The 11,924-nt window shown below is 68.4% G+C and carries 10 protein-coding genes; 3 read left to right on the plus strand and 7 right to left on the minus strand.

Annotation, left to right across the window (positions count from 1 at the left end; translation table 11 throughout):
• Window positions 1–1,164 (minus strand): ComEC/Rec2 family competence protein (locus AC1D1T_RS24595; protein WP_477992644.1); only part of this gene is annotated, 1,164 nt, incomplete at its 3' end.
• A 323-nt stretch (window positions 1,165–1,487) separates the two neighbouring features.
• Here AC1D1T_RS24595 and xopAJ point away from each other — a divergent pair.
• A complete protein-coding gene (gene xopAJ / locus AC1D1T_RS24600; protein ID WP_477992645.1) occupies window positions 1,488–2,561 on the plus strand; it encodes a XopAJ/AvrRxo1 family type III secretion system effector zeta toxin in 1,074 nt (357 codons plus the stop codon).
• A 12-nt stretch (window positions 2,562–2,573) separates the two neighbouring features.
• Window positions 2,574–2,870, plus strand: a complete 297-nt coding sequence (locus AC1D1T_RS24605; RefSeq protein WP_477828757.1) for a hypothetical protein — start codon at window positions 2,574–2,576, stop codon at window positions 2,868–2,870.
• Between the two features lie 111 nt (window positions 2,871–2,981).
• Here the strand turns inward: AC1D1T_RS24605 and AC1D1T_RS24610 are convergent, their stop codons facing one another.
• The 5 genes from AC1D1T_RS24610 to AC1D1T_RS24630 are packed head-to-tail and all read right to left on the minus strand — an operon-like array spanning window position 2,982 to window position 9,509.
• Window positions 2,982–4,328, minus strand: coding sequence for a class-II fumarase/aspartase family protein (locus tag AC1D1T_RS24610; protein WP_477992646.1), 1,347 nt, complete (start codon window positions 4,326–4,328; stop codon window positions 2,982–2,984).
• A gap of 31 nt (window positions 4,329–4,359) precedes the next feature.
• On the minus strand, window positions 4,360–5,175 hold the full coding sequence (locus tag AC1D1T_RS24615) for an HpcH/HpaI aldolase/citrate lyase family protein (protein WP_465112079.1): 816 nt from the start codon (window positions 5,173–5,175) through the stop codon (window positions 4,360–4,362).
• Complete coding sequence (locus AC1D1T_RS24620) at window positions 5,175–6,356, minus strand: CaiB/BaiF CoA transferase family protein (protein WP_477992650.1); 1,182 nt, start codon at window positions 6,354–6,356, stop codon at window positions 5,175–5,177. Before AC1D1T_RS24620 ends, AC1D1T_RS24615 begins: the two co-directional genes overlap by 1 nt.
• A 1-nt stretch (window position 6,357) precedes the next feature.
• The gene (locus AC1D1T_RS24625; RefSeq protein ID WP_477992647.1) at window positions 6,358–7,221 is read right to left on the minus strand and encodes an HTD2 family dehydratase; all 864 of its coding nucleotides are present in this window, start codon (window positions 7,219–7,221) and stop codon (window positions 6,358–6,360) included.
• 20 nt (window positions 7,222–7,241) lie between these two features.
• Window positions 7,242–9,509, minus strand: a complete 2,268-nt coding sequence (locus AC1D1T_RS24630; RefSeq protein ID WP_477992648.1) for a 4-oxalomesaconate tautomerase — start codon at window positions 9,507–9,509, stop codon at window positions 7,242–7,244.
• Here AC1D1T_RS24630 and AC1D1T_RS24635 point away from each other — a divergent pair.
• On the plus strand, window positions 9,391–10,308 hold the full coding sequence (locus tag AC1D1T_RS24635) for a LysR family transcriptional regulator (protein WP_465112076.1): 918 nt from the start codon (window positions 9,391–9,393) through the stop codon (window positions 10,306–10,308). The genes AC1D1T_RS24630 and AC1D1T_RS24635 overlap by 119 nt on opposite strands.
• A 29-nt stretch (window positions 10,309–10,337) precedes the next feature.
• Here the strand turns inward: AC1D1T_RS24635 and AC1D1T_RS24640 are convergent.
• A partial coding sequence (locus AC1D1T_RS24640; RefSeq protein ID WP_477992649.1) for a LamG domain-containing protein occupies window positions 10,338–11,924 on the minus strand: 1,587 nt, incomplete at its 5' end.

Raw genomic sequence — 11,924 nt, forward strand, 5'->3', positions numbered from 1 at the left:
GGCCTGCACCGGCTCGGACGCCATCAGCAGCCCGACAGCCATGAACGACAGCCAGAAGCCCGGCTGCAGCAGCGCCCAGGGATCGCAGGCGCTGACGACCACGGCGGCGGCCAGCAGCACCAGCGGCCACGGCCAGCGGCGCGCACCGGCCTGCAGCAGCGTGACGACCGCGAGCATCCACACGGTGCGCTGCGCCGGCACGCCCCAGCCGGCGAACAGCGCATAGCCCATCGCCGCCGCGAGGCCGATCCAGCGCGCAGCCAGCGGCGCCGGCAGCCACAGCATCGCGCGCGCCGAGCGCCGCCACAGCGCGCCGGCCAGCCGTGCGGCGAGCCACGCGAACATCGTGATGTGCAGGCCGCTGATGCTGACGAGGTGGGCGATGCCGGTGGTGCGGAACAGCTGCCAGTCGGCGCGCGCTATCGCGGACTGGTCGCCGACCGCCAGCGCGGCCAGCACGCCGGCCGCCTGCGGATCGCCGACCTGCGCATACAGCCGGTCGCGCACGCGCTGGCGCAGGCGCTCGATCGGGTGAGCGGCGGCGGGGTCGAGCAGCTCGGCGTGGCCGTCGAGCACGTAGCCGGTGGCGCGCACGCCTTGCTCGAACAGCATCAGCTCGATGTCGAAGCCGCCCGGGTTGACGCTGCCGTGCGGCTGGCGCAGGCGGGTGGTGAAGCGCCAGGCCTGGCCGGCGCGCAGCTGCGATTGTTCGGCGTTCAGCGGGCCATCATCGTGCCAGCCCTTGTACCAGCCGAGCGAGACGAGCGGTGGCACGGCCACCGGCTCGCCGCGCCGGCGCGCGTCGTCGACCTCGAAGCGGAACTGCAGCCCGGACGGGGTGTGGTCGGGCAGGCTCGCGACAGTGCCGGTGAGGACGAGGTCGTCGCCTTCGAGCGCGGCGGGCAGCGCATCGGCCAGGCGCAACGCGGCGCGCAGGTCGGAAGCGGCAAATCCCGCAACCGATGCGGCGATCGATGCGGCCAGCACGCCGAGCAGTGCGCCGCGGCGCCAGCGCCAGGCGAGCATCGTGCAGGAGAGGCAGGCCACGAGCAGCAGCGCCGTGCCCCAGGCCGGCTGGACAGCCTGCTGCTGGAGCTGCCATGCGACGCCCAGCAGCCATGCGACCGTGATCCCCGCAAGGTACAGCCCGCCTTGTCTGTGCATCGGGCCAGTGTAGAGGCCCGCGGCGTGGCTTCAGCCTGCGAACACGCGCGCCGCCAGCGCGTCGTTGCGCGAAACAGGCGCGGTCTTCGCGTATCGGAGCCTGGCGGCGTGCCAAGCCAGACAAAGTCGTTCCACACGAGGTCGATCAAACTGCTCAACACCCGCACGCCATGACACCCAGCATCACCGGTCGATCCATCCCATCGCGCCCACCCACCTCCACGCCGCAGTCGGGCACTGCGTCGCCGACGAGGGCAATGTCGCAACCGCGGGAAGGCTCGTCTGCATTGAAGGCAGCCCCTGAGAGCGCAGGACGCAGGAACATGTCGCCGGTACGCGCGGCATCTCCGCTGCGCCAGACCTCGTCTCCGAAGCTGGCGGCCCTGCCCGGCTCCGGGACCGGCGCTTCGGCCAGGACTTCCGACGAGATGTTCACGGTCGGCGCACTCCCGCCGTTTGGCCCCGCGCGGTGGAAATTTCTCGACGATCCCAACAACTGGCGCCCCGAACGCCGGCAGTTGCATGACAAGCTGATCGACGACTCTGTCAAGAAGGCGTCGGTCTTCGCGGAAGCCATCGAACGATCCGGTCGCGAGCCGACCCTGTTCGCCTTGCGCGGCAACACAGCCTCTGGAAAGACCCGGATGGCCAACTCCGCCGTGCCTGTCCTTGCCGACGCGATCAAGCAGAGTGAGGGGGGATGCATCAATCCCGATCTCTTCAAGGTGAGGCTGGGCAAGGTGCCCGGCCAGCCCGAACTGACCTCGTCCGAGGTTCACGCAGAGTCCTGCGTTCTTGCCGACCGCTTGGAGCGAGAACTGGCCGACTGCAGGACAGAGAGCGGAAAGCCGGCGAGCATGCTTGTCGACAAGCGGCTCGGCGGAGCGCACGAAGTCGCCAGCTACATCAAGCTGGCCGAGGAAACAGGCCGCAAGATCGAGCTCTGCGACATCGATGCCCCGCTGCAAAGTTCGCTCCTCGGCGTCCTGCAAAGACCGCCAGGCGGCGACGACCCGCGCCCCCCCTACGCCGCGGTCAGCGCCGGTTTCTCCGCCATCCGCAGCAATCGTCTCGACGTCATCGACAAATTCTTGGCCAAGCCACAGCTCGGCACCTATCATCTTTACGGCACGTCCGCGACCGGCGCCAAAATTCCTGTTGCGACCGTCGCGACGGGCGAGCTGACGATCCATGATCCGGAGAAGTACGCGGAGATCATGAATCCCGCGAACTCGTCGCCAGGTGACATCGGCGACCAAAGGATCGACGACGAGACCATCGAGCAATTGACGCAAGGGATGCCCGCATCCCTCAAGGAGAACGCTCGCGATGCGCTGCAGGAATACCGTGGCATGTCGTGGTCGGAAGCGCTGCAAGCCCACAGCACACTGAAGTGACAGGATCTGGAGATGACTCAACTCAAAGGCGAAGCCGCCCTGGCTTTTCACAAGCAGCTCAAGCAACGAGCGGCGGAGGATCGTGCGGCGCGCCTCCAGGCCGCCAAGGCACAGGCCGAATTGAGCGGCAAGGAACCCTTCGATCTGCACAAGCTCGAAAGGCTTTGCGACACGACTGAACGCGGCCGCCTTGTCGACGTGGCGGAGCGGACGTCCATCTACGAGTACATGTACTACGTCGAGCATCCACAGGCCCAGCGGCTGGATGCCTTCGCCAGCAGCCTGAGCGAGATCGAGAAGTGGTCGTGATGCCTCGAACGTAGGCGGGTGGGCTGGCGGTGTCGGTCGGCTCGATCACCCGGGCACCTCACCTCCTGCGAAGTCTGCCGTGTCGACGCTCGCCGGATGATGGGGCGAGGGTCAGCGCAGCGCGGCGAGGACGCGGTCGACCATCACTCCGGATTGGCCGAGGTAATTGGCGGGGTCGCACAGCGCGGCGAGCGCGTTGCGATCCAGATGCTTGTTGATCTCCGGATGCTCGGCCAGCAGGTCGAGCAGGGGTCGCTGTTGCTTGACCGCTTCGCGGCAGATGTCGTAGACGAGGTCGTGCGCGTACTCGCGCCCGATGTACGGCCCGAGACCCATCATGACCGCCTCGCTCATGACCAGGCCGTGGGTCATGTCGATGTTTCGGCGCATCGCGTTGGCGTCGACTTCCAGCCCTTCGAGCACGAAACGCGCCTGCTTGAGCGCCCCCGCCATCAGGCAGAACGACTCGGGCAGCACGATCCACTCGATCTCCCACGGGCCGGTCGAGCGCTCATGATCGGCAACCATCGCGTCCATCAAGGCGGCGGCGTGCTGGCGCACCACCGAGATCGCGGCGTGAATGTAGCAACTCGAGATGGGGTTGCGCTTCTGCGGCATGGTGCTGCTCGAACCCCGGCCGTGCGCGAACGGCTCGTACACCTCGCCGACCTCGGTCTGCATCATCAGCTTGACGTCCATGCTGAGCTTGCCGAGTGTGCCGCCGATCAGGCCGAGCACCGCGCCCACTTCGGCGATGTTGTCGCGGATGGTGTGCCAGGCGATCACGGGCTGCTTCAGCCCGAGCTCGGCACACAGGCCAGCCTGCGTTTCCATCGCCCCCACGGCCAGCGACGCCAGCGTGCCGGCCGCGCCGGCGAACTCGCCGACCAGCACGCGCTCCCTGAGCTGCGCGAGGCGCTCGCGGTGGCGCTCGATCGCCGACAGCAGCCCGGCCATCTTGTAGCCGAAGGTCACCGGGATGGCCTGCTGCAGGTTGCTGCGGCCGATCATGGGTGTCAGGCGGTGCGCCTTCGCGTGCCTGGCCAGCGCGGCCGAGATCGCCTCGAGGTCGCGGTCGACGAGGGCCAGGCCCTCGCGGATCTGCAGCACGGTCGCGGTGTCCGTGATGTCCTGGGTGGTCGCGCCCCAGTGGCAGTACTCGCCGAGCTTGTCGCGGCACAGCGCATTGAGCTGCGAGACGACGCCGAGGACGGGGTAGCCGATGCGCTCGGTCTGCTGGCGCAGCTTGCCCATGTCGATCTGCTCCAGCCGGCAGTGGCTGACGATCTCGTCGGCGGCTTCCTGCGGAATCAGTCCCAGGCGACCCTGCACCTTGGCCAGCGCGGACTCGATGTCAAGGTACTTCTGGGTGCGATTCTCGTCGGACCACACGTGGCGCATCTCGTCGCTGGAGAAGATGCCTTGGAAGATCGCGGAGTCGATAAGGGTGGCGGGCATGATGGAGTGCTTTCTGAAGATCAGGATGGAATCAGGCGCCGGCGCGCTGCAAGGTGCGTCGGGCTTGCAGCACGACCGGCCGGTCGACCAGTCGACCCTCGAGTCGGGCCGCACCGGGTGACGCGGCCTCGGCAGCCAGGACGCGCCGCGCCCAGTCGATGGCCTGCGCGCTCGGTGCGAGGGCGGCATGGACGGGCCCGATCTGCCGGGGGTGGATGCACAGCTTGGCGCCGAAGCCATGGCGGCGCGACCAGGCGAGGTCGGCCAGCAGCTGCCGTTCGTCGTCGAGCTGGGGCGTCACGCCGGCGACGGGCGCAGGCAGGCCCGCGACGCGCGAAGCGATGGCCAGCACGCTGGCGGCATGGCCCAGGCCGTCGGGGCCGTCTGCCATGTCAAGATCCAGGTCGAGCGCGTAGTCCAGCGTGCCGAAGACCAGGCGGGAGACGCCCACAGCACCTGCCACTTGATGCGCGCTCGCGACGCCTCTCGCGCTTTCGATCAGCGCGAGCACACGAGCCTCGGGCAGGGCGTCACGAACGGCTCGGACCTGCGCCGCGGACTCGGCCTTGGGCAGCATGACGTTCGAGAGGCCGGCCTCGCGCAGCAGCTGCAGGTCGTCGGCAAAGGCGATCGACTGCGGATCGTTGATGCGCACGACGGTACGTTCACGCTCGCCTTCCGCGGCTTGGCGAGACCACTGCGCGACTGCATCGCGCGCCTCGGCCTTGGCCGACGGCGCGACGGCGTCTTCGAGGTCCAGCACGATGGCATCGGCAGCGCTGGCCAGCGCCTTGGCGAAGCGCTCCGAGCGGTTTCCAGGCACGAAGAGATAGGTGCGCGGGTCCATCAGATCGCCTCCGCGGCCCGCAGCGCGCGGATCTCGTCGGCACCGATTCCCAGTTCCCCCAGGATGGCGTCGGTGTGCTCGCCGAGCGCGGGAACAGGATCCATGCGAGGCCCCTCCTCCCAGGTTCCCGGCGGCAGCATGGCCGGCAGCATGCCGACGGGCGAGCCCACCTCGCGCCAGCGCCGGCGCGCCTTGAGCTGCGGGTGCGCCCAGACCTCGTGCATCGTGTTGACCCGGGCGTTGGCAATCTGCGCCGCTTCCAGGCGCTCGGCCACCTGCGCTGCGGTCAAGGTCGAGAAGGTGTCGACGATGAGCTGGCGCAACGCCGCGCGCTCGGCCACGCGCCTGGCGTTGCCGGCGAAGCGCGGGTCACGCGCCAGCTCGGGACGCTGCATGACCTTCTCGCAGAAGTTGACCCACTCGCGTTCGTTCTGCAGGCCCAGCATCACGCTGCCTTCGTCCTTTCCGATCGGGAACGGGCCATAGGGGTAGATGGTGGCGTGGGCCGCACCGGTGCGCGGCGGTGGCGGCGCACCCTCGAAGGCGTAGTAGAGCGGATAGCTGGTCCATTCGGCCAGGGATTCCAGCATCGAGATGTCGATGTGCTGGCCACGTCCGCCTTGCGTGCGCTGCAGCAGCGCCGCAAGGATGTTGGTGTAGGCGTACATGCCCGCGGCGATGTCGGCGATCGAAGGGCCGGCCTTGCACGGCTCGTCGGGTGTGCCGGTGACCGACACGAACCCCGCTTCGCTCTGGATCAGCAGGTCGTAGGCCTTCTTGTCGCGGTACGGGCCGTCGGCACCGTAGCCGGAAATGTCGCACACGATGATGGCCGGCTTCTTCACCGCGAGCACGTCGTAGCCCAGCCCCAGGCGCGCCGCAGCGCCAGGCGCCAGGTTCTGCACGACCACGTCGGCCTTCTCCAGCACGAGACGCTCGAGGATCCCGGCCGCTTCGGGGTGCTTCACGTCGAGCGTGAGACTCTCCTTGGAGCGGTTGGTCCAGACAAAGTGCGATGCCAGGCCGCGCACGCGGGAGTCATAGCCGCGCGCAAAGTCGCCCGTGCCCGGGCGTTCGATCTTGATGACTCGGGCGCCCAGATCGGCCAATTGGCGCGTCGCGAACGGCGCGGCGATGGCGTGTTCGAGCGTGACGACGGTGAGCCCCTTGAGTGGCTGCATCTCAGGCTCCCCGCAGCGTCGCGACCGCATCCATCGTCAGCCAGCCTTCATGGTCCTCGGCCCACAACTTGATGCTGCCGTCGGCCTGCGGCTGGCCATTGACGAGGAACGCGGCCAGGTCGAAGGTCGGGCGAACGGCCTTGAACCGGAAGGTGGCGATGTCGGCATCGGGCGCGTTGCGGCGAACCAGGTCCATCAGCAGGGTGGCGATCAGCGGGCCGTGCACGACCAGGCCTGGATAGCCCTCGACCTCGGTGACGTACTTGCGGTCGTAGTGAATGCGATGGCCGTTGAACGTCAGCGCGGAATAGCGGAACAGCAGCACATCGTCGGGCACGATCCGGCGCTGCCAGCGTGCGCCGGCCTCGGCGGCGTGCGGCGTCGGCTCCACGTCCCCGGCCCGCCTGGCCTCGCGGTAGACGATGTCGTGGAATTCGACGATCGCCGGATCGGCCGCTCCGTTGCAGCGCAATTCGTGGCGCACCTTCACGAACACGAGCTTGCCCGTGCGGCCTTCCTTGACCGTCACGTCGGCAATGGCCGATGTGCGCTCCACCGCGTCGCCCACCCGCACCGGCGAGCGAAACTCGAACTGGCTGCCGGCCCACATGCGGCGCGGCAGCGRCACGGGCGGCAGGAACCCGCCCCGCCTGGCATGTCCGTCCGGCCCGATCTCGCTCTGGCGGTGCAGGGGCAGGAAGTACAGCCAGTGCCACAGCGGCGGCAATGGCGCACCCGCCTCCACCGGCGCGGCGGCGTGATCCAGCGTCGCGTCGAGCGCATTGACGGGCGTTGCGCCGACCTGGTCTCGCATCGTCTCGCTGCGGCCGATCCAGGCCTTCAAGTCGTCGAGGGAACTGCCCATGTCCGAAGCTCCTGCTCTACTCAGTCGGCCGCCAGCTTGGCGCGCTGCACGACAGCCGTCCACTTCGCCAGCTCGCTCTTCACCAGCTCGCCGAACTTCTCGGGCGTGCTGGTCTCGACATCGGCACCGTGCTCTTGCATGCGCTGGATGACCTCCTTGTCGGCGAGCACCTGGTTGAGTGCCTTGTTGATCTGGTCGATGATCGGCTTGGGGGTCTTCGCCGGGGCGAAGAAGCCGTACCACTGCTGCACGTCGACGCCGTCGACGCCCGCCTCCTTGAGCGTCGGCACGTCGGGCAGCAAGGCGGATCGCCGGGGGCCCGCCACCGCGAGCGCCCGCAGCTTTCCGGCCTTCACGTGCGGCAGCGCCGTGAACAGGCTCGGGAACATGAACTGCGTCTGCCCACCGATGGTGTCACTGATCGCCGGGGCGGAACCCTTGTACGGCGCACCGAGCATCACGACGCCGGCACTGAGCTTGAACAGCTCGGCCGCGTAGTGCGGGGCCGTGCCGTTGCCGGCCGAGGCGTACGTGTACTTGTCCGGCTTGGCCTTGAGCTGTGCCACCAGGTCCTTGACGTCCTTCACCGGCACGGCGGCATTTGCGACCATCAGCGTCGGCGAGTAGCCCACCAGGCCGATCGGCGCGAAGTCCGAGACCGGGTCGTAGCGCAGCTTCTGCAAGGCCGGGTTCATCGCGTGGGTGGCGATGTAGCCGAACATCAACGTGTGGCCGTCGGGCGCGGCACGGCTGACGTATTCGCTCGCGATCGCGCCATTGGCACCGGAGCGGTTGTCGATGATCACGGTCTGGCCCAGCAGCGGACCGAGCTTCTGCGCGACGGTGCGTGCCATCGCGTCGTTGCCGCCGCCGGCGGCCGTGGGCACGACGATCGTGATGGTCTTGTCCGGATAAGCCTGCGCCATCGGGACGATGGCGGTCATCGCGGCGGCGACGACGGGCGCGAGCAAGCGCTTCATGGTTTTGTCTCCTTCTGTGGATCTCGAGAACACGTAAGGCGGGATGTGAAGCTCGCCTTGCAGGATCTTTCGGGCCGTGCGCACGAGCGCGGCGTGCTGGATGCGAGCATCCGGGCCATGGCCTTCGATCGTCACCTCGACGTCGATCCGCCCCTGCGGATGCAATACCGAGATGCCGCGAGTGCCGGCCCGGCTCCCCGCGCCGCTGACCACGGTGCCGGGCAGCGCGTACGCGGCGGCGACGCCGATGGCGCCGGTGACCGCGTGCGACGCATGGCAACGCCAGGGCGTGAAGTAGCGCGACCTGACACTGTGGGCGTCGTCGCCTTCGCTGGCGATCACGGGCTTGGGCACGACGCTGGTCGACACATCGCCCAGGCCCATGGCTTCGCCTGCGGCGCGCCGAACGGCCTCGACGCGGGCCAGCAACGCGAGGTCGGCGTCGAGCTCCGCCGGTGCCTCACGGCCGGTGAGGCCGAGGTCGCGGGCCCGCATGATGACGAGGGGCATCGCGGCGTCGATGCAGGTCACTTCAAGACCGTCGATGGCATCGATGCGCCGGCCGGTGGGAAACACCGAGCCGGTCGTCGCGCCCCAGGCGTCCAGGAAATTCAGGCGGATCGCTGCGGCCGTGCCGGCCACGCCGTCAATCCCGGTCTCGCCGTCATAGACGACCTGCCGGCCCGGCGTCTGCACCGTCACGTCGATGCGCGAGCGGGTGTTGACGTTGAAGACACGCACCGTCGTTTCGCCGTCCTGCGCCGTCACGAGGCCCTGCTCGATGGCGAACGGTGCCACGCCCGACAACATGTTGCCGCAGTTGGGACGGGTATCGACCGACTTCTGGCCGACCCCGACCTGCGCGAACAGGTAGTCGACGTCGCAACCCGCCTCGGCCGACTTCGAGACGATCGCGACCTTGCTGGTGAGCGTGCTGCCGCCACCCACGCCGTCGAGCTGCAGCAGGTCGGATGCGCCGATGGCACCGATCAGCGTCTCGTCGCGCATGGCTTCGTCGGCGGGCAGCCAGTCACGCAGGAAGAACGGCCCACGCGAGGTGCCGGCACGCATCAGGACGCAGGGAAGGACTCGGTTCATGAGGCAATGATCGGCGCCTCCTTTGCGAAACAGAATTGCATCTTTATGATCAACTGATGCCTTTTGTGCATCAATCCAAGCGAGCAGCCGCATGGCCATCAACTTCGACCTGAACGACCTGCTCGCCTTCCGGGCCGTGGCGGAGCTGAGCAGTTTCCGCAAGGCGGCCGAGGCGGTGCACCTCTCGCAGCCGGCGTTCAGCCGCCGCATCGACAAGCTCGAGCAGGCATTGGGCGTGCGCCTGCTCGAACGGACCACACGGCGCGTGACGCTGACCGCGGTCGGCCGCGACTTCGAACGCAAGGTGCGGGAGCTGCTGGACGACCTCGATGCCACGCTGCTGGGCATCCGCGGCGTCGCGGCGACCCGCATGGGCGAAGTGACGGTGGCCTGCGTTCCTTCGACGGTGTACTACTACCTCTCGAAGGTGATACGTCGCTATCACGAGCGCAGCCCGAAGGTGCGCGTCAAGGTGCTCGACGCCGCCGCGAACGAGGTGCTGGCAGCGGTGGCGCGCGGCGAGGCAGATTTCGGCCTCAACTTCATCGGCGCGCAGGAGGGCGAACTCGAGTTCAAGTCCCTCGTGGAGGAGCGGTTCGTCGCGGCTTGCCGGCGCGATCACCCGCTGGCAAAGCTGCGCCGCGTCAGCTGGGCGCAGCTCAGCGACTACGACTACATCTCGGTGGGCCGCTCGTCCGGCAACCGGGTGTTGCTGGACCAGGCGTTGGCGGGTGTCTCCGGTCGCCCGCAGGCCATCTACGAGGCGCAGCACGTCACGACGACACTCGGCCTGGTCGAGGCCGGGCTCGGCGTCGCTGCGGTGCCTTCGATGGCGATGCCGGGCCCTGACCACCCACTCCTGGTGAGCCTGCCGCTGGTCGATCCCGTGGTCACCCGCAAGGTCGGGCTGATCTGGCGTCGCGGGCGCCCGCTGTCACCTGCGGCGCAGCAGTTGTTCGATCTCTTCGGCGAGGTGAAGGCCGGGCGGAGGACTGGACGAACCGCGTAGCTGCCAGCCCGGCGCTTCGGCCGGGAGACTCACCGCGCCAGCGCCGCGACCTCTGCGGCGCTCAACGCGCCCGCATGCACGCGGAAGTCCTGGATGCGGCCGTCGAACGACGGATGCCCCCAGTTGCGACCCAGGAAGGCCACCTGGTCGCCGACCTGGCGCGGCGACAGCAGGATGTCGTCGGATTTCGCCACTTCGGTGCCGTCCAGATACAGCCGCGCGGTGTTGCCCCGCAGCGTGACCGCCAGATGGACCCAGCGCCTGACAGGCAGGGCACTCGGCGCCTCCACCACCTGCGAGTCGTTGTGGCCTGCGCCGGCGATCACGAAGCGCAGCACGCCCTGACCGCCGCTCTGGGGCGCGATGCACATGTAGCTGAATCCGTCCTGCCCCGCGTAGAACATGCAGGTGTCCCAGTGCAGCCCATTCGCGTAGGCCCACAGGGACACGCTGAAATCGTCGAGGTCGCCGAACAGCCCCGGCGGCAGCTGCAGGCCCGCCTTCTTGCCGTCGAACACGAGGGCCTTGTCGTTGCGACGCCCGTCGCCCCAGGCCGCGCCGTCGAGCAGCGTGCCTTGCACCGAACCCGAGGTGCCGGCGGCGCTGAACAGCGTGCCAGCCGTGCCTGAGTTGTTCACGCCGTTCAGCGGCATGGCCAGGCGGGGCTCGCCCGGAACGGCGATGCGGGCCACGTTGGAGCCGGTGCCCGGGGCACCGGTGCCCTGGGCGGTGACCTGGTAGAACCAGACGCCGTTGGCCGGCATGTCGCTGTACGTGAGCAGTTCGCTCGCCGAGACCGTGCCGAGAAGGGTGAAGGGACCGTTCGCCTGTGCGCTTCGCTTGACCGCATACGAGGTCGCGCCGAGGCTGCCCCACCACGACAGCACGACGCGGTCGCCGCGCAGATGGGCGGTGAGGCCCGATGCCGGCTTCATCGTCTCGGAATAGCCAGGACGGCGATGGATCAGCGTCGGCCACCACACGTCGTCGCTGCTGCCGCCGTACTTCGGCTCGCACTGCAAGGCCATGCGCGTGACGTTGGGCGCTGCCAGCCCCAGGCGGTTGACGTAGTGGTTGTAGATGGGCTCCCACGCATTGCGGCCGTGCTGGAACGACTGGTTCACCTCGGTCCACAGGGCCGTGTGAGGCTCCGGCGGAATTTGTTCGCGCGCAAAGGGCATCGGGTAGGTCTTGCCGTTCTCGTCGAGCAGGTTGGAGCGCGCGACATATTCGGCAGCTGCCAGGAAGCGGTTGTTGTACAGCCCGTAGAGATCGTCGCCCTGGTTCCAGGCCATCTCCAGCAGGTCGCCGCCGAGCGACATGCCCAGCGTCGAGTGGCCCTGGTCGCGGCCGCTCTCCTCCCACTGCCCGAAATGGCCGGGGTGCATGTAGTAGACGCTGTGCACGATGGAGCCGTTGCCGAACATCCTCAGCTTGCCGCGGTTGTTGCCGGCGTAGTAGTCGCAGGCCAGGCGGTAGAGGTCGGGCCGGTCGCAGAACACGCCGATCGCCAGCGCACCGCACAGCGATGCCAGGTCCCAGTTGGCGTGGGACCCCAGCGCCGCGCCGTTGAGGCGGTTTTGCGAGATGCCGGCGAAGACCTTGAGCAGCATCTC

The organism is Rhizobacter sp. P2_H3 (assembly GCF_056403355.1).